Origin of the sequence: Planococcus glaciei, assembly GCF_900099655.1 — a bacterium.
In the GTDB taxonomy this organism is placed as follows: domain Bacteria; phylum Bacillota; class Bacilli; order Bacillales_A; family Planococcaceae; genus Planococcus; species Planococcus glaciei.
Map to the genome: position 1 here is coordinate 111,695 of NZ_FNDC01000007.1, position 26,008 is coordinate 137,702.

Genomic DNA, 26,008 nt, shown 5'->3' on the forward strand with positions numbered 1-26,008 from the left:
TTCTTTGTCTCGTGCTTTTATCATAAGAAAAATCAGCAGCAACCGCAAATTTAAATCTTGCCAACCGAGCGGCAGCAGCGGAAAAGGTTCTAATGCATTATTTCGGCTTATACAATATCTGCTGTTTTCTTAATTTCTTGCTGGCCTTCGGGCAAAAGAAAAAACCTGCCTAAGCAGGTTTTTTTACAGTAAGCTGTACAAGCGGATTCCAGGATTTTTGTCTTGGAACCAGCGCGTGGCGAATTCATTTTCAAACAAGAAGACGTAGTTATCGAAACGGTCTTTCACAAGCATCGACCGGCTGCTCGACATGGATTCTTTTACATCTTCCTCGTTTTCGATCCAGCGGGCAATTTTATTGCCGACCGGTTCCATGCGGACATCCACATTGTATTCATTCTTCATGCGGTGCTCGAACACTTCAAATTGCAGTTGTCCGACAGCGCCCAGAATAACTTCTTCCAGGTGGAGGGTTTTGTAGTACTGGATAGCCCCTTCTTGCACAAGCTGAAGGATCCCTTTATGGAAATGCTTCTGTTTCATAACGTTTTTCGCTGTTACTTTGACGAATAATTCCGGCGTAAACTGCGGCAGGTTTTCGAATTGGAATTTCTTCCCGCTCGTAATCGTGTCTCCGATCTGATAGTTGCCCACGTCGTGAAGACCGATAATATCTCCCGCCACTGCTTCTGTCACCGTTTCACGGTCATCCGCTAAAAATTGAGTGGTTTGGCTCAATTTAAACGATTTTCCGGTACGTGCCAAAGTAACGTTCATGCCCCGCTCAAATTTTCCTGAGACGATGCGGACAAAAGCGATGCGGTCCCGGTGAGCCGGATTCATATTCGCCTGAATTTTGAAGACAAAACCAGAAAACGGCATTTCAATCGGATCGATTGCTTCGTTTTCCTGGGTTTCACGCGCTTGAGGCGACGGCGCGAATTGAAGATAGGTTTCAAGGAATGTTTCCACTCCGAAATTGCCAAGGGCACTGCCGAAGAATACCGGCGTCAATTCCCCTTTTTTCACGCGGTCAAGGGAAAAGTCATTTCCAGCTTCGTTCAGCAATTCAATGTCTTCCATCGCTTGCGTATAATAAGAGGTTTTGGTCATTTCGTGCTCTTCTGCCAAATTGCCTTCTTCATCCAATGCCAGGAACCGTTTTCCTTCGGTGCGAAAAGGCTCGATGCGTTTGTTGTAGCGATCGTAAATCCCCAGGAACTCTTTCCCCATGCCGATCGGCCAGTTCATCGCATACGACTGGATGCCAAGAACTTCTTCCAGTTCTTCCATCAGTTCAAGCGGTTCTTTTCCTTGGCGGTCCATCTTGTTGATAAAAGTGAAGATCGGAATGCCGCGCATTTTGCACACTTTAAACAGTTTTACCGTTTGTGCTTCGATCCCTTTTGCCACGTCGATGATCATGACTGCACTGTCTACTGCCATCAATGTGCGGTACGTATCTTCACTGAAGTCCTGGTGTCCAGGAGTATCCAGAATGTTGACACGATGTCCGTCGTAATCAAATTGCATGACAGAGGAAGTAACGGAAATCCCTCTTTGCTTTTCGATTTCCATCCAGTCGGATGTGGCAAACTTTCCGGATTTCTTTCCTTTTACCGTTCCGGCATCACGGATGGCGCCCCCGAACAACAGCAATTTTTCAGTCAAAGTGGTTTTCCCGGCATCCGGGTGGGAAATGATGGCGAAGGTTCTTCTATTTTGAATTTCATTTTTTAATTGGGTTGACATTCTGATACGCTCCTTTAATTCTACTCTATTCATATTAGAGAAGGGGGCCAAAAAAAACAAGGGATTTCAACCTTGGACGTGAAAAAAGAAGCCGGATATGGCTTCTTTTCATCGGAATTTTTTTAGTGCTTCTTGTACAGCAATTTCTTTGTCGCTGTGAGGGTATTTTGTCGAGCCGATGATTTGGTAATCTTCATGGCCTTTTCCTGCCAAAATGATGATGTCCCCCGGTTCAGCTTGGGCAACGGCATGTTTGACCGCTTCTGCCCGGTCGCCGATGCAGGCGAAATTGGCATGTGCCATGCCGGTTTGAAGGTCGTTCAAAATGCTGTCATATTCCTCGTAGCGCGGATCATCCGTCGTCAACACGACATAATCCGCAACGGAAGCTTTTTGTGCCATGATCGGCCGCTTCGTCTTGTCCCGGTTCCCGCCTGTACCGACTAAGAAAATGATCCGGTTCGTCTTAAAATCAGCTACTGCGTCAATGGCTTTTTCGATGGCATCCGGTGTATGCGCATAATCGATGAAAATGGAAACAGGAGCGTCCAATTCCACTTTTTGCATACGCCCTTCTACCGGTGCGATTCGGGACAATGCAGCCAATACCTCTGCCAGCTCAAATCCTTCTGCATACAAGGCAGTAATGGCCGCTAATGCATTGGATACATTGAATTGTCCGAGCAGCTTCATCGAAACCGCAAATTCGCCTTCCGGACAGGTCAATGTGAATTTTGTGCCCTGGTCACCCATTTCAATATTTCCCGCTTTAAACTGAGCCGCTTCTTTCACTCCATATGTATAAACGGGATGTGAAGTCATATCCGCATACTTTTTCGACCAAGGATCATCAGCGTTCAAAACGGCTTGCTTTTTCTCCTGAAGATTCTGGCCAAGCTGCGAAAACAGCAAGCCTTTTGCATGCCCGTATTCGTCCATCGTCCCGTGGAAATCCAGGTGATCATGCGTTAAATTAGTGAAAATCGCCGTGTTGAATTCAACTCCCGCCAGGCGCCCAAGCACCAGCCCGTGAGAAGAAACTTCCATCGTCATATGGGAACAGCCTGCTTCTTTGGCTTTCGCAATCATTTGCTGCGTAGTCAATGCGTCACTCGTCGTATTTGCTGACGGGTGCAGCTCCCCGTTCAGATTAAAGCCGATGGTGCCGGTTACTGCAGAAGTTTTGCCCAGTTCCATCAGCATGGAATGCAGAATTCCGGACACGCTGGTTTTGCCGTTGGTGCCGGTTACGCCGATCATCTGCATTTCTTTTGACGGATAGCCATAAAATTTGGCAGCAAGCAAACCAAGGGTCCGGTCTGAATCTGCGACAATCAACACCGGAGTGTCCGGCAAGTCGAGCGGCTGCTCCGATACAATCAGGACAGCGCCTTGCACAGCCGCTTGCTGGGCAAAATCGTGCCCATCCACTGTATATCCTTTGATGCAAATAAAAACAGATCCTCTTCTCACTTCACGGGAATCCATGGTAATGTGTTCCACCGTTTCCGGCAATGTCCCGATCAATTGATTATAAGGAATATTTTCGATCAATTGTTGTGTGTTCATGAAAATCCTCCTACTCTGTAACTAGCGGAGACATGACATATGCGTGAAGCAATGCCCCCGCGGCTTTCAATGAATCGATATGGGTGCGTTCATAGGAATGCGATGCTTCAATCCCCGGACCGAACAAGGCATGTTTGACGTCTGCCCCGGCTCCGATTGCCGCTGAAGCATCAGATCCGTAATACGGATAAATGTCGACTTTGTAATCGATCTGGTGCTGATTCGCCAAGGCGATCAAATGGCGGGTAAGGCCATAGTGATAAGGTCCGCTCGAGTCTTTGGCACAAATCGATACGGTGTATTCATCCGACGTTTGGCCATCACCGATTGCCCCCATATCCACAGCAATGTATTCTGCTGTTTGTTCCGGAATATTGGAGTTGCCGCCGTATCCGATTTCTTCATTATTCGAAATGTAGAAATGGGTAGTATGCGGCAATTCTTCGCCTGAAGCCTTCAATTGCTTAAGCAATTGAAGCAGCAGCGCCGTACTGGCTTTGTCATCCAGATGGCGGGATTTGACGTATCCTGAAGCCGTCGCCGCAAAACGCGGGTCAAACGATACAAAATCGCCCACTTCGATGCCGAGTGCCCGGACTTCATCTGCCGAAAAGGCTTTTTCATCCAAACGGACTTCCATATTATTTTCATCCCGATCAGCGGTGCCAGCGTCCTTATAGACATGGACCGTCGTCTGATGCATCAGAATCGTGCCAGACAAAGTTGTGCCATCCGCTTTATGTATAAGGCAGTTTTCGCCTTCAATCGCATTAAATTTAAACCCGCCGACAAGTGATAATTTCAAACGGCCGGTTGGTTTGATTTCTTTAACCATCGCGCCGAGCGTATCGACATGGGCCGTCAGCAAGCGGTGCCTGCTTTGGTCTTTCCCCTGAATGGTCGCAATGACTGCCCCTTTTTGCGTCATTCTGTATTCAGCGTTCCAGTCGCTCAAGTGCTTTTTGATGGCCTTCATAATGTCCATTGTATAGCCTGATGGACTGGGAATTTCCACTAGCTCTTTCAATAAATCCAGCGTTTCTTGTTTATTCCACTCAACTGCCATGCTTAACGCCTCCCTAATTACTTTATCATATCAAAATGAATCATGTTCTGACAGGGCATTCTATAGTAATATTAGTACGAATCCCCAAGATTGAGGTGCATTATGGAGCGTTCTTCAACCAATCAAAACAGAAACAGGCTATTTATCCATTTATTTGGAGGCGCGAGCGTTATCCATTTGCTTCTCCCGCTGATTGCCGATTTTCCTATGGCCACTTATTCCCCGTTGTTCGGGCTAGCATCTTATATTGTCCTACTTGTCCTTCAAACTGTTAAATACAATGAGCGGAAAATTCAAATTCTGGTTCTTCTTTTCATGAACCTTTATGTATTTATCTTAAATTTCGAGGCATTGTCTGCAGTAACGGTCATCTACTTTGCGATCCCGATTATTGCATCCGCCTTGTACTACGATACGTTGCCGATCATCGCCTTAGGGGTATTGACCGCCATCGAAACCTTTTTACTGGCTTTTGTTTTTGATGAATTAAGCGACAGAGCATCTGTCCACTATGTTCATTTATCGCTATTTGTTTTTATACTCTGCATCCTGCTTTTGACTACGCTCCATTCGCTTTATTTCAGCCGAATCTGGTCGCAGCTGGAACAGCAGAACGAATCGATGGAGAAAGCGCTCATATCAAAAGAAGGCTACCTTCAACTGTTTTTTGAAACGGCCAAAGACGCGTTTGCCGTTTTTGATACGGACAATAAAATCATTGCCATCAATCCCGCTTTTGAAGAATTGTACGGCTGGACATTGGAAGAATGCATCGGGCAGTCGATTTCGCTCGTTCCGCCTGAAAAGTCAGAAGAAGCGGCCGTCCGCACCCTGCAAGTCCAAAAAGGCGAAAGTTTTTCCTTGCTTGAAACCGTGGACGCCAAAAAAGACGGCACCCGCTTCCATGCCCAAATCACTTTGTCGCCCATTACAGACGAAGCAGGAAATGTCGTGGCTACTTCCGTTATTTCACGGGATATTTCGTATCAGAAAGAAGCGGAACGGCTCATTGTCCAAGCTGAAAAAATGAAGCTTGCCGGGGAGATCGCCGCAGGTGTTGCCCACGAAGTCCGAAATCCGATGACAGTGATTTCCGGCTTTGTGCAAATGATGCATAATGATCTGGATCATCCGTACAAAGATTACACGAAGTTGATCCAATCTGAATTGGAGCGCATTAACCTTATCATCAGTGAGTTTTTGGTGTTGGCAAAACCACAGGCTTCTGAAGCCAAAAGGATCAGTTTGCGCCAAACCTTGGAGGATATTTTTGTTTTGTTCGGCCCGGAGCTGAACAGGCAAGGCATTCAATTCATCAAGCATTGGGAAAAAGATGATTTTGATGTCCAGGCGGAAGACCATCAGCTGAAGCAAGTGCTGATCAACTTGATAAAAAATTCAATCGATGCAATCGAACGGCAAGGCGAAATCACCTTAGTTATTGAAAACTTCGACGATGGATTCGTGTCGCTGCGCATTCGGGATAATGGCGTTGGCATTCCCGAAGAAGTAATGGCGCGTATATTTGAACCGTTTTACACCACCAAAGCGACCGGAACGGGCCTCGGCCTGATCATTTCCCAAAAAATCATCCGTGAACACGGCGGCAGCCTGGAAATCGACAGCCAGGAAGGAAACGGCACCACCGCCACTATTCTTTTGCCAAAAGCGTAAAAAAAGAGCCCAAGGGCTCTTTTTTTAATCAATCATCGTCGTTGTCGTCATCATCATTTTTGTCGGTTTCATGTTTGATGATGGAACCGTCTTTTGCATTGACGGTCACTTCGTGTTCGGTTTTGCCGTCTTCGATTTCAAATTCGTATTGTGCAACACCGTCGTCATTGTCCAATTCCATGTCTTTTACCGTTCCGTTAGCTGCTGCAAGAGCGGCTTTTGTTGCTTCTTCTGAACTGATCAAGCCTTCAGTTGAGACAATATCGTCTGAATCGTCATCGCGGTCGTCTTCTTTTTCACGTTTTTGTTCCAAGACTTCCCCTGTGTTGGCATCAAATTTCAAATCGTACTCATAGCCTTCGTGCGTCACGTCTACTTCATAGTAAGCACGGTTCATATTTCTTTCCAATTCAATGTCTGTGATGGTTCCGCCCACAATTTCAAGCGCTTTTGCAGAAGCGTCATCAAACGTAAGCTTCGTTGCTTTTTGGTTAGACTGCTGATTGCTGTTTTGGACATTGGCACTGTTTGAATTGGTTTCAGATGTTCCTGCTGGATTTGCGTCTGTGTTGGCCAGTACAATACCTCCAAAAGTTAACGCGCCTGCTACTACCGGGATGTAAATGAATTTTTTCATGTTAATCTCTCCTCCTCATATGTTCTATCTTTACTATAGCCCCCGCTTCTGTGAAGACGATTAAGGGTTTATTAGAATTTGATGAGAAATTTAAGAAAACAAAAAAACACTCAGGCAGAAAGGCAACTTTCCCGCTTGAGTGTTTTTTGGTTTAATCGTCCCATTCAACCGTTAAGGTTTCACCACGGATTGCATGGATCTGGACCGTCACTTCCCGTTCGGATTCTTCATTTTCAATTTCGATCAGATAATAGCCTCCGCCTTCGGTCTGTACAAACTCGGCTTCCTGTACTTCGCCGTCGAGCGTTTGTTTCGCAATCGCGATGGCTTCGTCCTGGGTGATGGCCGCATCCGGTTCGGGCTCCGGTTTCACATCCGGTTTCGCAATGGGTTCAGCGGTGATGTTCCCAATTTCTCCTGTCGCCGCTGCTACAATCACAGTTGTGATATTTTTTTCATCTTTTATTTTCACTTCGTATTGCTGGTTGTCTTTCAAATACGTGACGCTTTCCAGCGTTCCGTCCACTTTTTTTAATGCAGCCGCTCCTGCCTGTTCTTCGGTCAATCGGGTAGCTGGTTCTTTTTTCTCGATCAGTTTCATCGATTCCACCTGTCCCGTCGCTTTGTTGACCATTGCGGTATAAAGGCCATCCGCTTTATTGAAATCCACCGCAAAACGGTTGTCCACTTCGGAAGTTCCGACAAGTTCTCCTCCGTATAGATCCAGCACCGACTGCTCTGCCTCTTGTGCACTGATGCTTTCGCTGCCGATAAACGGATTCAAGAGAAAGGCAATGACAATTACTCCAAGCAAAACCGTCCCGGCCGCCATTAACATCCATTTTTTCATCCTGATCCCTCCTGGCTTGATTGTACCGCGCCAACATTAAAATCCGATGAGAAAATGATGGAAACTGTCGTACCCATTTGTTCAATGCTTTCAATTTCCAGCTTGACTCCCAGTGAATCAGCCAATTGTTTGGCAAGGGATAAGCCAAGTCCGGATCCTCCGGTGTCACGGCTTCGCGCTTTATCCACACGGTAGAATCGTTCAAAGATAAACGGCAGCGATTCTTTAGGGATGCCGATGCCATAATCCCGGATTTGGATGACAGTGTGCCCTTCGTTTTTTGCAATCACTTCAATACGGTCGCTTGAGTATTTCCGCGCATTGTCGAGCAGAATATACAACAGCTGCTTGAGTTTCGCCAAATCGGTCGTGACGTATAATTCCGGAGAACTGGCAGTCAGCTGAAATTCCCGGTTATAGGAAGTCCCAAGCGCTGCAGTCGTTTGCTCAAGTACTTTCGTGACATTCACGTTGGTCAATTCAAGCTGCGCCTCGCTTTGGCGGGCAATGTGCAAAAGCTGTTCAATCAATGCCTTCATGCGGTCGGTTTCAGTCCGGATGGCTGTCAATCCTTCATCGGCAATTTTTTCATCCTGCATGCCGCGCCGCTGCAGAAGTTTGGCATAGCTGCCAATGACCGTTAAAGGCGTTTTCAATTCATGAGACGCATTTGAGACAAATTGTTCCTGCTTGGTATAGTTTTCTTCAAGAAGGGCCATCATTTCATTGAATGTCCGGCCCATCTGTCCGATTTCATCATTCGTTTCCTCGGTGATCTGCAGCTTCTCAAATTGACCGTTGCGCTGGATGCGCGTCATCGTATTGGTAAGATCGGTAATAGGCTTCGTAATGAGCCGCCCGAGGACGATGCTTGAAACCACTACCGGTATCATGGCCAGCAAAGCTACCGTGATCAAGACAAGGCGCAGCGTTTGAAGATTGCCGCTCACTTCCCTCATCGATTGGGCAATCGTCAAATTTGCCACTTCGCCGTCCGTCCAAATGATCGGCGTCGTCACATAAGCGAATAGCTCATCTTCCGCTTGAATGGTTCCGGATGCATCCGGCAAGCCTGCAGGAAGTTCTGTTGGAACCGCAGGGTCTTGAATCGTCCGGATCAGTTCCTTGCCGCCACGGGTAACTTGAATTGAACCGTTCACCGGCACATATCCCCGAAGCACATTCTGGGGATCTCCCGGATTCTCATTCAGCTTTGTAACCACTAGATTGGCTTCGGTGCGCAGTTGGTCCACTTCCGTTGAATACGTTAACCGGCTGAACGAAAAGTAGATGACGATCATAAGCACCAGCAGAATGACCAGCATCAGCAAAGTGGTCCAAATATGGATTTTATTTTTTAGCTTCATGGACATGCTCCTTCAGGACATACCCTACGCCCCGAACCGTCTGGATATAAGTGGAGGGCTCACCTGCATCGATTTTTTTCCGCAAATAGCGGATGTAGACATCGATGACATTGGTATCCCCGTAATAGTCGTAGCCCCAAACAGCATTCAACACTTGTTCGCGGCTCAACACTTGCTGCGGATGCTGCATCAAATACAGCAGCAAATCAAATTCGCGCGGCGTCAGTTCGACCGAACGTCCGCTACGGGTAACCTCACGCGTCGTTTCGTTCAATTCCAGCTGTTCAAAGCGGCAAACTTCGGAATTCCCGTTCCCTATCGACTGCCGGAGGCATGCGCGGATGCGGGCAAGCAGCTCTTCAATTTCAAATGGTTTCGTTACATAGTCATTAGCGCCTAAATCAAGGCCCGCCACTTTATCTTTCACATCGTTTTTCGCTGTCAGCAAAATAACCGGAATGGCAGGATCTGAAGTACGAATGCGTTTTAACACATCCAGCCCATGGATTTCAGGCAGCATCAAATCAAGCAGGACCAAATCCCATTCGTTTTCGCGGAACTGAATCAGCCCTTCCGAACCTGTATGGGCCACTCCTGTTTGATAGCCTTCATATGTAAGTTCCAGTTCCAACACGCGTGCTATGCTTTTTTCATCTTCCACTATCAGAATACGCTCTGTCATATCCGTCACCTCTTACTGTTTATTCTAGCAAACATAAAGAAAAAAGCGACCCGGAGGCCGCTTATTTCAATAAGGTTCTAACCATATTCACTTTGTTGCCATAAGGCGGAAACAGAACATTGGTCGACAGTTTGGTCGATTTTTTCAAGATGGATTTTGCATGAGTAAAAGTTTCAAAACTCGTTTTTCCGTGGTAGGAATTAACCCCCGAAGTACCGACTCCGCCAAACGGCAGGTAGACGCTGCCGACATGGGACACCGTATCGTTGATGCAGCCGCCGCCAAATGGCAATTCTTCCAGGAAGAAATTAGTGGCCCGCTCATTTTCAGAGAACATATAAGCGGAAAGCGGCTTCGGCAATTTGCGGATTTGGCGCAGCAGTGCAGGCAGGTCGTTGTACGTGATGACCGGCAAAATCGGCCCGAACAGTTCCTCTTCCATCGATGGGCTGTCCCAGTTGATATTGTCGAGTACAACCGGTTCAATATAACGCTCATTGCGGTCCATCCCGCCGCCAGTCACAATACTTGCCGCTTCTTTTTTGATGATCTCAGCGAGCCGGTCGAAATGCTGGACGGAAACGATGCGCCCGTAGTCCGGACTTTTCAGTGCGTCTTTTCCGTAGAAACTCCGGATGGTCTTGATCAACTTTTTCATGAACTCTTCTTTGACCGATTCATGGACGCAGACATAATCCGGCGCCACGCAAGTCTGGCCGGTATTCATCAATTTGCCCCAAGCAATGCGTTTTACCGCCAAGTCGAGATTAGCCGTCTGGTCGACGATAGCCGGGCTTTTCCCGCCAAGTTCCAGCGTGATCGGTGTCAGGCGTTCCGACGCAGCTTTCATGATCACTTTCCCGACATTGACACTGCCAGTGAAGAAAATATAATCAAAAGATGCATGGATAAGTGCTGTCACTTCTTCCCGCTCGCCTTCAACAACCCGAATATAGTAGGAAGGGAAAGCTTCTTCAATGATGGTACGCGTCACTTTCGTCACGTTCGGCGTGGTTTCGGAAGGTTTGACCACTGCACAGTTCCCGCCGACAATTGCCCCGATCAACGGCTCCATGATCAATTGGAACGGATAATTGAATGGCCCAATAATGAGAACGGATCCGTATGGTTCCCGAATGACAAAACTTTTGGCAGGCTGCAGATGAAGCGGTGTTTTCACTTGTTCCGGCTCCATCCAGTTGTCCAAATGCTTCGACATATAACCGATGCTATCAAGAATGAAACCTACTTCGGTTGCATAGGCTTCAAATTCGCTTTTTCCTAAATCCAATTTCAAAGCGTGGAGAATTTCGTTTTCGTGAGCTTTTATGGCTTGCTTCAGCCGCTCGAGCTGTGCTTTTCGGAAACTGACGCTTTTAGTGGCCCCTGTGTAAAAGAAATCACGTTGTTCGTTAATCATTTGTTCGACCGTCAATGCAGTAACTTCCATATATAAAGCCTCCTTCTTAGTGAAAACATCTTAGCATTAATTTTTTAATACTTCACTTCATTTAGCTCTCATCAAGCAATTGGTCGATGTACCGCTGCACAACGAGCCCTTCTTCAAAAGGCACCAGAAAAGTGGATTGTTCACGCATTGCCTGGAACAGTGAAGGAACTTCCAGAAAATCCGTAATGGGCTTGCGTTCTTCATGTTTTCTTTCTTCGTATAAATCCGACCAGTTCTCCAATGTCAAGACGCCTTCTTCGCCGTAGACTTTGAATTGCAGCAATTCTTTTTGCCCGATGCCGCTAAGCCCGGTGATCAAAAACGGAATGTTGCCGGCCGTTACCCCGTGCGCCACGATTCCCGTCTCGCAAAGCTCCGCTTGTTCTGGATAAGTGATGTGATGGGACAAAATCGTCAGCTCACCGAAGACCCGGTTAAAGAGCTGGAGGTAATGGGGAAACACTTCCCTTACAAAACCGCCTTGGCTTCTTGAGGCAATCCACGGATTTTGCTGCCACGCGCGCGGCCAATCCGGGAAAAAGGTCTGCAGCTCAATGCGCACCACTTTTCCGATATTGCCGCTCCGGATGCGCTTGACCATATCGTGTACAGCCGGCTTGTACATGAGCGGAAAATGCATCGCCGTTCGGATCCGGTTCTTTTTCGCTGCCTCCACCATTTCTTTTCCGTCTTCTGCGTTGTGCGCAAGCGGCTTCTCGCTCAGCACATGAATTCCGGCCCCCGCTGCACGTTTGGCAATTTCTGCATGGGAAGCGGGCGGCGTTCCGATATACAGCCAATCAATATTGGAATGGAGAATCGAATCGAAGGACTCACAAATCGGCACCCCGTACGTGTCATGAAGAAACTGCAGACGCTCCTGCTGTTCATCGTAAACACCTTTGATTTGTACTCTGCCTTCTTGCTGGATTTGCTTGATAATGCGCTCTCCCACGATTCCTGCTCCGATAATCCCGATCGAGATCATGTTACCCCTCTTTTCTGTAAGGCCTAAAGGCTTATTTTAGCTCTCTCTGTTTATTAGTGTAACCTTTAGGGGTATAGAATAGTCAAACAATTACAACACAAACCAAGGAGGAAAACATCATGAACAAACAAGCAAACTGGTGGGAACCGATTTTTTCAGGAGAATTGGAAGTTGGATTAAACAAAGAGAAGCTGGACAGCCTGGAACAGGAATCGTTTTTATATTTTGATGAGACGCAAATCGACATGGAGACCCACGCTTAATTGGTGCGCATAACTTTAGCAATCAGACGCTGCAATACATAGAAAACGCCTTGTTCAATCTATATTGAAAAGGCGTTTTGTCATGTCCGGAGGTTTTTATTCAACGCTTCTCCACAAATACAGCGAAGCGTAGGAAAGATAAGGCTCCCATTCCGGCAGATGAAGGAGAATTTCTTCAGCCTTCGGTTTTTCAGGCCGTCCCCATTGAATTTTTAACGCATTTTGCAGGCCGATATCCGCCAATGGAAATAAATTCGGGCGGCCCAGTCCAAACATAAGGAAACTTTGCGCTGTCCAGGGCCCAACCCCTCTATAATGAATCAATCGGGCGGCCACTTCATCATCGTTCAGCTTCGCCATATTTTCCAAGTCCAATTCCCCGCTCGCCATGGCCCGCGACAATCCAATCACATACTCGGCTTTTCGCGTGCTGAACTGAAGTTCCCTTAAACTTGCCGGCTCAAGCTGTGCAATCGTTTCAGGAGCCGGATAAAACCAGACGCCGTCTTTTTGTTCCCCGTATGTTTGGACAAACCGGCTCGTTAAAGTGTGGGCAAACGACAAGTTCAATTGCTGGTGGATAATGCTTTTCATCAAAGAGCCATACAACGAAAACTCGCGGACCAGCGGCGTTCCTCTATGCTCCTCAAACAGATGGGCCAGGCTGGTCCCCCGGAAATGTTCCGCGACGGGGTCAAGAGAGCGATTGAAATGCAGCAGATCCGCTATCAACTCAACTTGTTCTTCTGTCGCCTCGGTAATTTCAAACAACGGATTTCCGGTGGTCCCTATCGCTTTTACTTTTGCAACATTGCCTTCCGGCATCGGAATCCGGACGGAGCGGTCCGACAAATCGACTGCATGCAAAGGATCCAGCGACAGCCGCTCCAGTGCCCGGTCAAAATTATAGGCAAACGGCAATTCCAATCGCATTTCTCTCATCCCCTTTTTCTTCAACGGTATCTCACCCAGATTTTGATTGCAAGCCGCAGAAGCAGGAAATATAATGGAAAAATGAAAGCAGGGATAGCCATGAAACAAATTGCAGCTTTACTTACAGCTTTGATGCTGCTCACAGGATGCACAGCACTGGAGTCCACCGATACAGGCGGGACAACAGACCAGATTGATGTAGAAGTCACTTCCGTAATTGACGGAGACACCATCAAGATCATGTACGAAGGCAAAGAAGAGACAGTCCGTTATTTGCTGGTGGATACACCGGAAACCAATCATCCGCGCCTCGGAAAACAGCCCCTTGGCAGCGAAGCGACCGCAGAAAACAAACGGCTCATCGAATCAGGCGACGTTTCCATTGAATTTGATGTAGGCGACCGTTTTGATGATTACGGCCGTTTGCTTGCTTATATTTATGTGGACGGGGAACGCGTGCAGGAACAGCTGCTTGAAGCGGGACTCGCCCGTGTAGCCTATGTTTATCCCCCCAATACCCGCTATGTCGACGAATTCGAAGAAGTGGAAGATTCTGCTAAAGAAGAAGGGATCGGCATTTGGGAGTTTGAAAACTATTCAACAGACCGCGGTTTTAATGCCGATGCATATGGAAAAGAATCCAGTCAATCCAAATCCGAGTCCCCAAAAGGCGATTGCCGGATCAAAGGAAATATCAACCGGAACGGAAATAAGATTTATCACATGCCGGGTGAAGGGTCCTATGAGCAGACCAATCCTGAGGAATGGTTTTGTTCGGAGCAAGAAGCAAAAGATGCAGGATTCAGAAGCACCGGAAGCTGACAAGGAGGTTATTTATGCAAGTCATCGTTTTACGGCTTGATTACCAGTCGTCCACCATTTTCGAGCAGCTTCAGCAGCAGGCGCAAAACGCTGCCTCCAAGCAAAAAGCGGCTTTGCCGCCGCATATTACGCTGCAGTCGTTCACCCAGTCCAGCCCGCTTGAGCTGAAAAAAGCCATTGAGCCTTGGGCAGCGAAAATGAAGCAATTTTCTTTGTCTTTCGCTTCGCTCGGCTTCTTCAAACAGCAGGGCAGTTTTTACGCGGCACCGGTTGTCACCAAGCCATTAGCCCAAATGCATTCGGCACTCAGCCTGTCGACTCAGGAATTTACCGGGCACAATGCTTTCTATACGCCGGATCAATGGGTGCCCCATGCGACCATTATCAACCATATTGCACCGCCGTTCTGGGGACCGCTGTTTGCCCGTCTTTCAATGGAATTCGAACCTTTTGAAGCAATGGCCGTTGCCATCGAATGCTGGTCTATTGTCCAAGGGAAAGCGCAAACGGAATGGAGTATTTTTCTATCGGAATAAGTATTGACTTTTTTCCTGGGCACGATATAATTATATTTGTCCTGGAAATGAGATTCCTTAGCTCAGCTGGGAGAGCGCTACCTTGACAGGGTAGAGGTCGCTGGTTCGAGCCCAGTAGGAATCATTGGGTGCCAAACCCACAGCAAGCTTTAGGAACAAAGTTTGCTTATGAAAAGCCGTGTGAACTTTATTGTTCATGCGGTTTTTCTTTTTACGTTGCTATTATCAAATACTAAAATAATGTGTGCAGACCTGCACTCAACTTTTGAGCGGAACACTTCGTTATTCTGTAAACCACAGAATGAGGAGTGTTTTTTTATGTCCATCAACTTTTTTGAAGAGAAACCACGTATCGCTAAAAGACAACCGCACAAACGACAGCCAGAAAAAGTCATCAAAAGAGAAGATATTAAACCTGTATTTGAAAAGTTCCTTGACGCCAAAGTGAAGCAAAATCTTCGCCCCACTACTTTGAATAAATACGTTATTGCTTTTAAAAGTTTTGAAAAGTTCTACAGCACTGTTAGCGACCAACCTCTATACCTCAGCAATATCTCCACCGAATTAATCAGCGATTATGTATATTGGTTGAAAAATGATTGCATTAAGTTTGAAGGCCATAAATACACTCCTGCTCAGTTTCAGACCAAAGGACTTGCAGATGCTTCCGTGGAAACAAGAATTAAAAATCTAAAAACTTTCATGAATTGGTGCCAGAAAGAAGAGTTGATTCAGAAAAATCCTTTCGACAGATTTGAAGGATTCCAACAGAACAAAAAAGACATTGATATACTCACCCGCTCCGAAATTGACGAATTATTAAAGGTCGCAAAATTTCATTCAAAGAAGTCCTTTAAGCATTTTCGTGATTACGTCTTGTTGCATCTATTGGTAGACGGTATGTTACGCATTACCGAGGCATTGCTGATATCACCAAACGATATTAATCATTCTGACAAGTCAATACTAATCCAATCCGAAAATGCGAAGTCACGCAAAAGCCGTATGATTCCTTTATCGAATAAAACGTATCGACTGATTGAACAACTTCTGATTGAAAACGAGGCGTTCGAGGGCGAGGTCGATGATTTGCTGTTTTTATCGCTGAGCGGGAAAATGTTAAGTAAGAACAATGTGCTCAGGGATATAAGAAAATATGCAGTCGAAGCGGGAATCACCAAACGATTTTATCTGCATTTACTAAGGCACTCATCTGCCACACATTACTTGTCATCTTCAGGCGATGTAGAAAGTTTAAGGAAAATCCTTGGACATTCGGATTTACGAACGGTTCTCATATATGCCCACATGGCAGACAATACGGTTCAGGAACGACATGCCTCTGCTGGATTCTTCGGAACTGAAAACAAGACTTACAGAAAACGGAACAACAAGCGGATATGACAAAAAAGGTCTGGGCAATATGCTCAGGCCTTCTTTTTTGGTCTGTATTACAGTCTGTGAATATCTTACAGTAAAATGTCTGTTTTATTGCTAATCATCTACAGTAGTCAACTCCAAAAACACTGCTTTTTTGTTCTATTTCTATAGGTTTCTTGCAATTTTCTAATGTTTTTTAACGCCTTTTTCATCAGTTTTCTACGGCTTTTCGTGCATTGCTCCGTTATTCTGCTTGGAGTTTTAATAATTAAAGGGAAAAGTACGGGGAAGAAAACCATTGGTGGTGCGTGTTTGCTCGGTTTTCTTGTTAAAAGTCATGCAATTTTTCCATAAGATTTATACAGGTTTCCAGTATGATAATTCATATTTCCAAATAGATTTTGGTGGGAATCGTTTTTTTAGTTACCACCCACCCCTTAGTCCTCTTCTCCCCAAATGGTTTTTTCTTTAGACCTAGGGGGCTTACAAGCAGTACATATTTTCATCACTTGGCACTATAAATTCAAAATCAAGTTTATCCTGTGTTCCTAATTGTGTATTGCAAAGACGGCACAATGTCACCAAATTTGTTTCGTCCCATCGAAGTTCGGAATAGTTCTTTCGAGATTTGATGTGATGAACCTGAAGATTGCTTGATTCAACGATGTTGTATTTACTTAAACAACGCTGACAAGAGCCGCCATCTCTTTTGATAATTCGCAACCTCAACTTCCTCCAACGTGCCGACTTTAGAAACTTTGCTTCTTCCACTTCTTGTTCGTTTAAATGCTTTCTCCGCAGTGCTTTCTGTAATTTCTTACACGAACATGTATCCACTGAAGGAATAATTTTACCGCAACTACATATCTTCATTTTTGCCATTAATATCGTCTCCTTTATTATATCGTTTGCTTGTGTCACCGTTCCGTTTACTGATTAAGTATGAGGAAAGTATTCAGTAATTCAGTATGTTCCGTAGCGCATGAAGCAAACGTATTTACAAATGTTTAAGTTGAATAAGTAAAGCGGACGTTGCGGAGCAACGATCCGCTCATAACATCATGTGACCTGATAAAAATATTCTTTCAGTCGCTGTTTGATTTCTGGATTGATAATAGGTTCTTCTATCCTCACCAAGTACTTCATACCAAAAGTGGTTCCGATATCTTGTATGATTGTACCTTGCAATCTTTGCCTCTTTCCTTCAATAAACTCAGGTGCATGGTTTTGAGCATACAACGGATATATTTGATTTTCTAACGCTTCAGGCCATAAATTATTAAAGGCTGCTTCTATTGCTTTATGTACCAATGGAGAAACCTTTTCTCGCTGTGAATCAACAGCGTCTTTATCAAAGTCGAAGAATATATAATTAACGATTGTTTTGCAGTATGATGGAAATACTTCGCCAGTTTCCTTATCGTATTTCCTGGTTAAATTTAATTTTGTGCCATCTCTTCTTCTGATTGGGTTCTCAATCCAAACGGGTACTTGTGCTGGTTCTAGAATGATATTATTCTTTTTTAACGAAGCAATATAGTTACCTACAGTGCCACGTTTTTTCGTAATTCCCAGTTTTTTGGCGTGAAGGACGATTTCCTCCTGAACTGGGACAATTTTTTTATCGAGCATCGACTTAAGGATAAACTTCATCAATTCTATATCTTTGTCGCCAATATTGAATCCCAGAATATCTACAAATTCTTTATCCTGCTTCTCCTTTTGAGATACTATCCGAATGGTGTCCTCCAATATATAAGTTACAAATCTTCCACGTTTCCCATAACTAATATTATGGTCTTCTTCCAAATCCTTAATATACTTGCTTTTGTTTCTCCTAAAGGTATCTGCTTTTATTCCACCTAATTTTTGCTCGCACAGTTCCTCTGCAATAAATTCTTTTATCATTTTTCATGACTTCCTTTTCAAGTTTATTAGCGCTGAGTGCACTTGGCATCTTAAAGATACTTAATATAAGATGTCATGATGACTCAGCACTAAACTATTGTATTGACGAAACCTGAAATCGCAGTAGGACCTTTGAGGTATCTTTACGTTCTGTCCAATTTTGTACTAACATTGATTGCTCATATTGTTGCGTTTGTTAGCACAAACGCTTTTCCTGCTGGACTTCGCTCAGCAGGGCGACTTTTTCCCCTTGGGGTTATAAATATAAAAAGCAGATTGCCAGCACTTTAGTGATGAATGATAATATTATTAATACAAATCAAGGAGGAATAACGAAATGGGTATAACTGAAGAAACTGCTTTGAAGTTGGTCAAGTCGTTGGATAGTATCGGTTATGAACTGAAGCGTCAAAATGACATGAAGGAGGATTTAATACTGGAGAGGGTTGCTGACCAAGTCGCCTATCACGAACCGAACTTGGCAATGATAATCGACATGATGCGGAATAAATATGAGAACTGATATAAACATTATTTATAGCAGGCCTGAAGCAGATACGAAAAGTTTTCGTATCAGGTCTCCTCTTACGCCATAAGAGGTTTTTCATGCTGGGCATATAATGCCTATCCTTCGCGTAAATAATTCTTACGCATACATCTTTGTATTGGTTTAATCCCAAGGTCATTTGTAATGACCTTAAAATCACATCATATATCAGGACTTGCCACTTGGCAGGTCTTTTATTTTTGCATTGTAAACTTTTCCCACCATAGTTATACTTAGGAGAAAAGTTACATTGGGGTGAATTATGGAAAAGCCTAAATCATTCAAAGAGTCTATGGTAGAAATTAAAAATCAATTTAAAGAAGACCAGCAACGCAATAATGCAAAATTCAAGGCAGACCGTGAGCAAAACAAAATTCAAAACGCTGAGAGAAAAGAAGAGATTAAAAAAACAGCACAAATAAAAAAACAAGAGCAACAGCAGACACAAATTCAATCAGCGCCAGTAGAAGCACCTATTGTAAGAGCAACAAAAGCCCCGAAAAAACCGAAGCCGAAATCAAGACGAAGGAGTTCACTTGATACTTCTGGTGGGAAAAATGATGTGTTCAACCTATTTGCTCAAATGCTGCTTGGATTGATATTGTCTATTCCGATATTTTTAATAGGTCTGCTCGTTCTCGTCTTTATAGTAATGTTCATATGGACTTCAATTTTCTAATGTCACTAAACACCGTTTGCTTTACGCCAGCGGTTTTTTTATTTTGTTTTAATGTACTTACAAAGAGAAAAATAAAGACCCTGCCACAACGTGGCAGGATCGGTTCTGATTATAAATGTAGCGGGCTGAAATTCGGTTTTGTTTTTTCAGTGGTTGACATCCATTCTCCTAATTGGTCGAAATAGCCTTGTACTTCTTCTTTGCTCTTAGTTTGTGAAGCATCCCATATTTCCGAGATGAAGTATTCCAAGTCATTTGGATAAGAAATGGATTCCCCAGTAAATGCTTTTTCTAAAGTTGGATGACCGAACCTGTCGCAAGGTGCGTCTGTCGCTTTGTTAAATGTTAGCAACCAGCCTTCTTCTGTTTTTGTTAATTTATAAGTGTCATTATGTCCCCACCGTTGACTATACACACTTAATCTAAATTTTTCGCCAATATTCTGCATCTAATCTCCTCCTTAATTGTCAATAATTTCAGTTTAACATCAATCATTAAGATTTGACGAATAATACAGTTATATACTGGCAGATTTTGTCCAAGAATCTCAATCAGGTATCTCCAGCGTTAGCAGAGTATCAACTGGTCCTCTTGCTTCTACTATATTTTTTCTACTGGCGGGGCGGGGCTTTAGCAATATTAATTGAATATTAATATTCAGCGAACAAATGTTCCTACATGCTAATGTGCTAGTCTGATTTCTGTAAGAAACTGTTTATACACTCCAGTCGTGAAATATCATGCAAATCTACTCCAGAAACGTTGCAGAATCAACGATGTATGAAAAATGTATACATGACACTTCCACACATGTTCAGAAACGTTGTAGGACCAATGATGCTGAAAACATTTAGTTTACATAAGTAAAGTTATCGGAGGTTGAAACCTAATATCATATACACTTCATGTATACCATAAGGTGTCAAGAAATTTATGTAACTGCCTTCTCCTTACATCTTTTTGCCTTCCAATATACTGATAATAGGAGGCGAAATAATAATGAATAAAAAAGACCACGCACAATACGGACGATGGCACGAGATGATGGGTCGCTGTCATAATCCGAATCATAAATTATATAAATACTATGGTGCCAAAGGTGTCACAGTACATGAGCGGTGGCATGAATTTTGGAACTTTGTCGAAGACATTGATAACCGTCTGCCAAACGGTCATCTCCTTTATCAGTCACGCCTTGAATGGCAACTTGATAAGGATATTAAAGGCGGTAACATTTATTCGCTGGAGAACTGTACAGTAGTTACCGCAGACAGAAATCGAAAAGAAGCGTATAAAAAGCAACAGAGAAAAATTATTGTCTATGACGATACTCAAGAAATCGAATTTGAATCCGTATCTGAAGCAAGCAGGAAACTTAATATCGGCAGGAATGGTATCCAGTTTTGCCTGAAAAACGGTTGGCAGAATAAAGTAACAGGCTTTCGTTTCAAATATAAAAATGATGAAAGTTCTGTAGAAATGCACTCAAATTCTGTATATTTAACACAACAGAATAACGAAAGTGTTCATATATCAACGTTTCCCTGATTCTTGCCTGCAGGAATTTAAGTCACTCCTTGACAGGGTAGAGGTCGCTGGTTCGAGCCCAGTAGGAATCATTGGGTGCCAAACCCACAGCAAGCTTTAGGAACAAAGTTTGCTTAGAAAAAACCGTTGCCTTCTGGCAGCGGTTTTTTATTTTTTCAACTATAAGGGGGCCTGGAGCTAAAAGCTTCAGGCCCCCTTTTTTTTATGCTTCAGATGCTTTAGACGCCTTTTTATCACGCGCCGTCCACTGAATAGCCCAAAGAACAATAAATACTACCACTCCCACGTAGGAAAAGATGCCTTCCGGATACACCAGGGCGAGTCCGGTAACCAGTGCCAGGATGCGTTCAATCCAGGTAAGTTTTCGGTACCAAAACCCGATCAGCCCCGCACCGAGCGCAATCATGCCGGCAAAAGCAGTTGCCACAACCCAGATCAGTTCAAGCCAGGTCGTATCAATCATTAAGAGCGATGGAGACAGGACAAACATATAAGGAATGATAAACGCAGCAGCAGCCAGTTTAGAAGCTATGATGCCTGTCCGGATCGGTTCCCCTCCGGAAATGCCCGATGCTGCAAATGCGGCCAGCGCGACTGGTGGTGTAATATCGGCAATGATCCCAAAATAAAACACGAATAAGTGGGCAGAAATCGCGATGACCATCGGCACAGCAGCACCAGCCGGTTCATCCAGCATCAACAGCGTAATGATGGCCGGCGCTGCAATTGTAGAAGTGATGACGTAATTGGCGGTTGTCGGTGAACCCATGCCCAGGACAATGGCAGCGAGCATCGTGAAGAACAAAGTCAGCAAAATGCTGCCTCCCGATGCCGAAATCAAGCCGTTTGCCAGGCTTAGCCCCAGACCCGTTTTTACGACAACCCCTACAATAATGCCGGCTGCCGCGGTAGCCGCTCCGACCGCCAAAGCCGTCCGGGCACCGTCCACTAATGCATGAATCATGTCTTTTAAACTTAACCGCGTTTCTTTATTGATGGCACTGACCAGGATGGTAGCCAGAATGCCATACAAAGCCGCATGCATGGTCGGAACCCCTACCATCAAGAAGACGATAATAATTACAATTGGAAGCAGGAGATGTATTTTCTTCAATACCTCTCTGCGGTCCGGCAATTCGTCTTTTGTAAGACCTCTAAGGCCCACCCTTTTCGCTTCAAAATGCGTCATGATCCAGACACCTGAAAAATAGAGCAGCGCCGGAATCGCGGCAGCTTTCGCAATATCCCAATAGCTGATGCCGCCGATGAACTCGACCATCAAGAAAGCGGCTGCCCCCATAATCGGCGGCATTATCTGGCCGCCTGTGGAAGAAGTCGCTTCCACCGCACCTGCAAATTCTTTATTGTAGCCCAGTTTCTTCATCATCGGAATGGTGTAAGCCCCGGACGTTACAACGTTTGCGACGGAACTGCCGGATATGGTTCCCTGCAGCGCACTGGAGAAAATGGCGACTTTTGCAGGACCGCCTATTAAATGCCCAGCCAGCGAAACCGACAAATCATTAAAGTATTCCCCAACGCCTGTCTTTACCAAAAAAGCGCCGAACAATAAATAGACAAAGATAAACGTTGCGGAAACGGCAAGCGGCGTCCCCAAGATTCCGTCAGTTGTGTAAAACATCAGCTGGACCGTCGAATCCAGATCCTGTCCGCGGTGTTTCAAAAACCCGGGGAAATAAGGCCCCCAAAAAGCATAGGCTAAAAACAGCGAAGAAATGATGGTAATCGGAAGCCCGACAGCCCGCCTGGTAGCTTCAAGCGTCAGCACGATGGCAAGTATCCCGACAACCAAATCCATCTCCGTGACCCGGCCGACTCGGAACACCAAATCATCGTACATAATCGGCCAGTATGCCCCTACGGCCACCGCCAGCAAAGCGAGCAAATAATCGTAAAAAGGAACTTTGCGGCGATCGCCTTTCCGCTTCACAGCTGGAAACAACAGAAAAATTAGCGACAAGGCAAAGCCCAAGTGAATCGACCGCTGCAAATAAGCAGTCAATTGCCCATCGATGGCGGTATACAACTGGAAAAGCGAAAATGCCAACAAGCCGAAAAAGACGAGATGTTTGGCAATGCCGCTTAAATCGCGCGTGTTTGATTCGGGATCATATTTCTGCAGTATTTCTTTTTGCTTTTCCTCAGAGATGTAGCCTTCCTCTTCGGGAGGCAACTTCATTTTTTCTTTCTCTTTTGGAGGCAGCTCATTGCTCATCGATGTTCACTCCTCTTAATTGTTGGATAAGAGATAGACGCTGAACTTTAAAGGTGTAGGATTCGCCGCGGGTTAGCGTCTTTTTTAAATCGTATTTCCTGCCATTGTTCTTAAAAGACAAGCCTGCATCAATATCGCCAATGAAGATTCTGAAGTCGGGCAGTTCCCTTTTCATGCCGGTGATAAAATATTTCCCGTCTTTTTCGACAAAAGTTTCCCCTTCTCCTGCATTGGAGGGCATGCCAATATTGAAATCTTCATATTCCAATTCAACCATTCTCAAGTTATTGTCCGGAAGCACTTTGTAGCTCTCAATTACTTCGGATAAATGGATGGAATGGGTATATTCAATTTGAAAGTCCCGGGCATTGACTGGCAGGTGAGCCGCAATATTCCCGGTTTTATTGTCAATGAAAACATAATGTTTGTTTAAAGGCATCCATGCAGCTATGAAAAGCAAGATGGCAGTGACTAGGATAAGAAAGCTTAGCTGCAGCGGTTTTGACTCCATTAGACAAACTCCCCTTACGAATAAATAAATAACGACGATAAAGCTGCTGCTTTATCGCCAATTATTCTTGTCGTTTTATTTATTCACTTCGTCAAAATACTTCTGTGCGCCCGGATGGACGTCGATGCCAATGCCATCCAAAGCCGTTTCCGCTTTGATCAGTTTCGCTTTGGCATGCTGAATCTGATCGGTGTTTTCATAAATCGCTTTCGTAATATCGTAAACCAGATCTTCCGAAAGGTCATTTTGAACCACCAGCATCGCCAGCACGGAAACAGTCGGTACATCTTCCGTCAACCCGTAGGTCCCTGAAGCAATTGTATCTTTTGCATAGTAAGGATATTTTTCAATTAGTTCGGCCGCTTTGTCGTCCGCCACCGGAACAATGGAAACATCCGCTGTAGCACTTAAACTTTCCACCGCACCGGTCGGGGTTCCTGCAGTAATAAACGCTGCATCAATCTGTCCCCCCTGCAAACTTTCCTGGGATTCGGCAAAATCCAGGTTCTGCTCTTCAATGTCTTCCATGGTCATTCCGTGAATTTCCAGCAACTGTTCCGCATTGATGTAAGTTCCAGAAGCCGGAGCTCCCACAGAAACTTTTTTCCCTTTCAAATCTTCAAACGAAGCAATGCCTGAATTGGCGGTCGTCACTAACTGAATCGTTTCGGGATAAAGGGCACCGATGGCCGAAACCGTATCAATGACTTCGCCTTCAAACATATTCGAGCCTTCCGCTGCATAAAAAGCGGTATCAGTCTGAACAAAAGCAATTTGTGCGTCACCATCTGCAAGAGCGGTCATATTGGCAGCTGAAGCCTGGGATACCTCCGCAGTCGTATCAATGCCGGTTTCATTTTCAATGATTGTTGCCATTGCACCGCCCAGCGGATAGTATGTGCCTGTAGTTCCACCAGTTAGAACGCTCAGGAATTCCGGATCTTTCGCTTCGCCGCCTTCTCCGCTGTCAGTAGCTGTGTCTCCTCCGCAGCCTGCCAGAAAAACGGATCCTGCCAAAGCAATTGCTGTGAACAACCCAAATTTACGCTTAGCCATCATAAAATTCCCCCTTCTGAATTTTCTTAATATTTCGATTTCATCATAACATGTCTTTCGACTTGTTTGCCAACTGAATTTTCCAAAAATTATAAGGAGAAGGAACTTATTTTCAGGTTTCTGCGCCTTCTACATGAGTTTCCGGAGCGGTATCTTCCGGGGACACATCTTCAAACGTCATGCCTCTTTCTTCGAGGTCTCTTGTCCGGTGCGCGATGCGTGCAGATGCACAAGCGGCAATGCTTGCGACCAAATCATCCAAGAATGTGTGGACCGCTCCTCCGGCTTTCGTATCCAGCTTACGGATGATGCCCACTTTATTCTTGTCTAAATGGCCGAAAGTGGTCACTGCGATGCTGCCATATGTCAGAACGGCTCCAAGGCCGATCATTTCGTCTACTCCAAATAGCCCTTCATCCGAATCGACGATCTGCTGAAGCGGACGCGACAATTTTCCTTGCTCCGCCAGTTCATCCAATTCGATGCCCACAAGCAACGCGTGCTGCATTTCACGTTTCCGGAGAACACTTTCAACCGATTCAATGCAATGATCGATTGTCAGCCCGTCATTATAAGGCAATTGCATTTCAAGGACGATTCTTGCGATTTCATCCAAGCTGATTCCTCTGCGTTCTAACGCTTCATGCGTTGCTTTTGTCACTTCTTCTGAATGTACACGGAATTTTCCTCCATCCATCCCAAACATCCCCTTCCATTTTTCTTTAGCTTTCCTGCCCATTATACCTCTCTCTTTGAATATGTTACAATTTTCGTACAGAAAGCAATAGGAGGGTTATTGATGAATAAAGGCAGTGTCCAGGATTTAACCATTTACAGCAATGAATTGCAGGAAGAAATGCAGCTACTGGTTTACCTTCCTTCTAATTTTTCACCATTATATAAATATACTTTGATCATTGCATCGGATGGCAAAGATTATTTCCAGCTGGGGCGGCTGCCGCGGATAGCAGATGAACTTCTGGAAAATAACGAGATTGAAAGCATCATTTTCGTCGGTGTCCCTTATAAGGATGTAAAAGATCGCAGCAGCAAATATGAACCGACCGGCGAAAAACACGGCGCTTATTTGCGGTTCTTGGCACATGAACTGGTGCCATATTTAGATGAACATTACCCGACTTATCAAGTTGGTATGGGGCGCGCCTTGATCGGCGACTCACTTGCGGCTACCGTTTCTCTAAGTGCAGCTTTAAAATATCCGAATATCTTTGGGCGCGTGATTTTACAGTCACCAAAAGTCAGCGATGAACTGATGAAAGCAGTGGATGGCTTCAATTCTGCCAACTCATTCACCGTATACCACGTAATCGGCAAAGGCGAAACTGAAGTGAAATTAACTTCCGGAGGCACGGCTGATTTCCTGGAACCCAATAGGGAATTAAATAATTTAATGAAAAATAAAGGGTTTTCCATCTTTTATGAAGAATTTGATGGAGACCACACCTGGAAGCATTGGCAGCCAGACCTTAAACGCGCTTTGCTCCAAAATTTCGGTCTATAGTCAGGCGTTCGCAGCCTAGAAGTTTTTTTGGT

At 44.9% G+C, this 26,008-nt stretch carries 26 protein-coding genes and 1 tRNA gene; 10 read left to right on the forward strand and 17 right to left on the reverse strand.

Annotation, left to right across the window (positions count from 1 at the left end):
- Nucleotides 1-183 precede the first annotated feature (183 nt).
- The 3 genes from BLQ32_RS10455 to BLQ32_RS10465 form a co-directional block, all read right to left on the reverse strand.
- Nucleotides 184-1,752 (reverse strand): peptide chain release factor 3, encoded by a 1,569-nt coding sequence (locus BLQ32_RS10455; RefSeq protein ID WP_036807223.1) that lies wholly within the window; start codon nucleotides 1,750-1,752, stop codon nucleotides 184-186.
- Between the two features lie 108 nt (nucleotides 1,753-1,860).
- A complete protein-coding gene (locus tag BLQ32_RS10460) occupies nucleotides 1,861-3,321 on the reverse strand; it encodes a UDP-N-acetylmuramoyl-L-alanyl-D-glutamate--2,6-diaminopimelate ligase (protein ID WP_074510268.1) in 1,461 nt (486 codons plus the stop codon).
- 10 nt (nucleotides 3,322-3,331) lie between these two features.
- Nucleotides 3,332-4,387: a M42 family metallopeptidase gene (locus BLQ32_RS10465; RefSeq protein WP_074510269.1), complete on the reverse strand. Its 1,056-nt coding sequence runs from the start codon at nucleotides 4,385-4,387 to the stop codon at nucleotides 3,332-3,334.
- A 102-nt stretch (nucleotides 4,388-4,489) separates the two neighbouring features.
- On the opposite strand from BLQ32_RS10465, the gene BLQ32_RS10470 reads away from it, so the two are divergent.
- Nucleotides 4,490-6,061, forward strand: coding sequence for a two-component system sensor histidine kinase NtrB (locus BLQ32_RS10470; RefSeq protein ID WP_074510270.1), 1,572 nt, complete (start codon nucleotides 4,490-4,492; stop codon nucleotides 6,059-6,061).
- Between the two features lie 28 nt (nucleotides 6,062-6,089).
- On the opposite strand, the gene BLQ32_RS10475 is transcribed toward BLQ32_RS10470, so the two are convergent.
- From BLQ32_RS10475 to BLQ32_RS10500, 6 genes are all read right to left on the reverse strand, one after another.
- Nucleotides 6,090-6,698, reverse strand: a complete 609-nt coding sequence (locus BLQ32_RS10475) for a PepSY domain-containing protein (protein WP_083335304.1) — start codon at nucleotides 6,696-6,698, stop codon at nucleotides 6,090-6,092.
- Between the two features lie 151 nt (nucleotides 6,699-6,849).
- On the reverse strand, nucleotides 6,850-7,548 hold the full coding sequence (locus BLQ32_RS10480) for a PepSY domain-containing protein (protein WP_074510271.1): 699 nt from the start codon (nucleotides 7,546-7,548) through the stop codon (nucleotides 6,850-6,852).
- The gene (locus BLQ32_RS10485; protein WP_074510272.1) at nucleotides 7,545-8,915 is read right to left on the reverse strand and encodes a sensor histidine kinase; all 1,371 of its coding nucleotides are present in this window, start codon (nucleotides 8,913-8,915) and stop codon (nucleotides 7,545-7,547) included. The genes BLQ32_RS10480 and BLQ32_RS10485 overlap by 4 nt, the downstream gene beginning before the upstream one ends.
- Nucleotides 8,899-9,597, reverse strand: a complete 699-nt coding sequence (locus BLQ32_RS10490; protein ID WP_074510273.1) for a response regulator transcription factor — start codon at nucleotides 9,595-9,597, stop codon at nucleotides 8,899-8,901. The genes BLQ32_RS10485 and BLQ32_RS10490 overlap by 17 nt, the downstream gene beginning before the upstream one ends.
- A gap of 61 nt (nucleotides 9,598-9,658) precedes the next feature.
- On the reverse strand, nucleotides 9,659-11,047 hold the full coding sequence (locus BLQ32_RS10495; RefSeq protein WP_074510274.1) for an aldehyde dehydrogenase: 1,389 nt from the start codon (nucleotides 11,045-11,047) through the stop codon (nucleotides 9,659-9,661).
- Nucleotides 11,048-11,108: 61 nt separating this feature from the next.
- The gene (locus BLQ32_RS10500) at nucleotides 11,109-12,035 is read right to left on the reverse strand and encodes a Gfo/Idh/MocA family protein (protein ID WP_074510275.1); all 927 of its coding nucleotides are present in this window, start codon (nucleotides 12,033-12,035) and stop codon (nucleotides 11,109-11,111) included.
- A gap of 119 nt (nucleotides 12,036-12,154) precedes the next feature.
- On the opposite strand from BLQ32_RS10500, the gene BLQ32_RS19845 reads away from it, so the two are divergent.
- Complete coding sequence (locus tag BLQ32_RS19845) at nucleotides 12,155-12,298, forward strand: hypothetical protein (protein ID WP_175557101.1); 144 nt, start codon at nucleotides 12,155-12,157, stop codon at nucleotides 12,296-12,298.
- A gap of 96 nt (nucleotides 12,299-12,394) precedes the next feature.
- Here BLQ32_RS19845 and BLQ32_RS10505 read toward each other — a convergent pair whose 3' ends face one another.
- Complete coding sequence (locus BLQ32_RS10505; RefSeq protein ID WP_074510276.1) at nucleotides 12,395-13,240, reverse strand: DNA-3-methyladenine glycosylase family protein; 846 nt, start codon at nucleotides 13,238-13,240, stop codon at nucleotides 12,395-12,397.
- Nucleotides 13,241-13,330: 90 nt separating this feature from the next.
- On the opposite strand from BLQ32_RS10505, the gene BLQ32_RS10510 reads away from it, so the two are divergent.
- The 4 genes from BLQ32_RS10510 to BLQ32_RS10525 all read left to right on the forward strand — a co-directional run bounded on the left by BLQ32_RS10510 (nucleotide 13,331) and on the right by BLQ32_RS10525 (nucleotide 15,993).
- Nucleotides 13,331-14,053 (forward strand): thermonuclease family protein, encoded by a 723-nt coding sequence (locus BLQ32_RS10510; protein WP_074510277.1) that lies wholly within the window; start codon nucleotides 13,331-13,333, stop codon nucleotides 14,051-14,053.
- 14 nt (nucleotides 14,054-14,067) lie between these two features.
- Nucleotides 14,068-14,589 (forward strand): 2'-5' RNA ligase family protein, encoded by a 522-nt coding sequence (locus BLQ32_RS10515; RefSeq protein WP_074510278.1) that lies wholly within the window; start codon nucleotides 14,068-14,070, stop codon nucleotides 14,587-14,589.
- 51 nt (nucleotides 14,590-14,640) lie between these two features.
- Nucleotides 14,641-14,713, forward strand: a tRNA-Val gene (locus BLQ32_RS10520).
- 194 nt (nucleotides 14,714-14,907) lie between these two features.
- A complete protein-coding gene (locus BLQ32_RS10525) occupies nucleotides 14,908-15,993 on the forward strand; it encodes a tyrosine-type recombinase/integrase (RefSeq protein ID WP_074510279.1) in 1,086 nt (361 codons plus the stop codon).
- A gap of 459 nt (nucleotides 15,994-16,452) precedes the next feature.
- On the opposite strand, the gene BLQ32_RS10530 is transcribed toward BLQ32_RS10525, so the two are convergent.
- Together BLQ32_RS10530 and BLQ32_RS10535 are read right to left on the reverse strand one after the other, a co-directional pair.
- Complete coding sequence (locus BLQ32_RS10530; RefSeq protein WP_074510280.1) at nucleotides 16,453-16,851, reverse strand: HNH endonuclease; 399 nt, start codon at nucleotides 16,849-16,851, stop codon at nucleotides 16,453-16,455.
- A gap of 177 nt (nucleotides 16,852-17,028) precedes the next feature.
- On the reverse strand, nucleotides 17,029-17,877 hold the full coding sequence (locus BLQ32_RS10535) for a hypothetical protein (protein WP_074510281.1): 849 nt from the start codon (nucleotides 17,875-17,877) through the stop codon (nucleotides 17,029-17,031).
- A 337-nt stretch (nucleotides 17,878-18,214) separates the two neighbouring features.
- Here BLQ32_RS10535 and BLQ32_RS10540 point away from each other — a divergent pair, with 337 nt between their 5' ends.
- Nucleotides 18,215-18,400 (forward strand): hypothetical protein, encoded by a 186-nt coding sequence (locus BLQ32_RS10540; protein ID WP_074510282.1) that lies wholly within the window; start codon nucleotides 18,215-18,217, stop codon nucleotides 18,398-18,400.
- Between the two features lie 286 nt (nucleotides 18,401-18,686).
- Nucleotides 18,687-19,103, forward strand: a complete 417-nt coding sequence (locus BLQ32_RS10545; protein WP_074510283.1) for a hypothetical protein — start codon at nucleotides 18,687-18,689, stop codon at nucleotides 19,101-19,103.
- Between the two features lie 109 nt (nucleotides 19,104-19,212).
- Here the strand turns inward: BLQ32_RS10545 and BLQ32_RS10550 are convergent, their stop codons facing one another.
- Complete coding sequence (locus BLQ32_RS10550) at nucleotides 19,213-19,551, reverse strand: hypothetical protein (protein WP_074510284.1); 339 nt, start codon at nucleotides 19,549-19,551, stop codon at nucleotides 19,213-19,215.
- A 551-nt stretch (nucleotides 19,552-20,102) separates the two neighbouring features.
- On the opposite strand from BLQ32_RS10550, the gene BLQ32_RS10555 reads away from it, so the two are divergent.
- Nucleotides 20,103-20,651 (forward strand): hypothetical protein, encoded by a 549-nt coding sequence (locus BLQ32_RS10555; RefSeq protein ID WP_074510285.1) that lies wholly within the window; start codon nucleotides 20,103-20,105, stop codon nucleotides 20,649-20,651.
- Between the two features lie 202 nt (nucleotides 20,652-20,853).
- Here BLQ32_RS10555 and BLQ32_RS10560 read toward each other — a convergent pair whose 3' ends face one another.
- The 4 genes from BLQ32_RS10560 to BLQ32_RS10575 all read right to left on the reverse strand — a co-directional run bounded on the left by BLQ32_RS10560 (nucleotide 20,854) and on the right by BLQ32_RS10575 (nucleotide 25,151).
- A complete protein-coding gene (locus tag BLQ32_RS10560; RefSeq protein ID WP_074510286.1) occupies nucleotides 20,854-22,887 on the reverse strand; it encodes a TRAP transporter permease in 2,034 nt (677 codons plus the stop codon).
- Nucleotides 22,877-23,398: a DUF1850 domain-containing protein gene (locus BLQ32_RS10565; RefSeq protein WP_074510287.1), complete on the reverse strand. Its 522-nt coding sequence runs from the start codon at nucleotides 23,396-23,398 to the stop codon at nucleotides 22,877-22,879. Before BLQ32_RS10565 ends, BLQ32_RS10560 begins: the two co-directional genes overlap by 11 nt.
- 75 nt (nucleotides 23,399-23,473) lie before the next feature.
- Nucleotides 23,474-24,454 carry a TAXI family TRAP transporter solute-binding subunit gene (locus BLQ32_RS10570; protein WP_074510309.1) on the reverse strand — a complete coding sequence of 327 codons (981 nt, stop codon included), beginning with the start codon at nucleotides 24,452-24,454 and terminating at the stop codon, nucleotides 23,474-23,476.
- Nucleotides 24,455-24,566: 112 nt separating this feature from the next.
- Entirely contained in the window at nucleotides 24,567-25,151 is a 585-nt protein-coding gene (locus BLQ32_RS10575) for a phosphatidylglycerophosphatase A family protein (RefSeq protein ID WP_074510310.1), read from the reverse strand.
- Between the two features lie 102 nt (nucleotides 25,152-25,253).
- Between BLQ32_RS10575 and BLQ32_RS10580 the strand changes: the two genes are divergently transcribed.
- Nucleotides 25,254-25,976 (forward strand): alpha/beta hydrolase, encoded by a 723-nt coding sequence (locus tag BLQ32_RS10580; RefSeq protein ID WP_074510288.1) that lies wholly within the window; start codon nucleotides 25,254-25,256, stop codon nucleotides 25,974-25,976.
- Nucleotides 25,977-26,008: the final 32 nt, after the last annotated feature.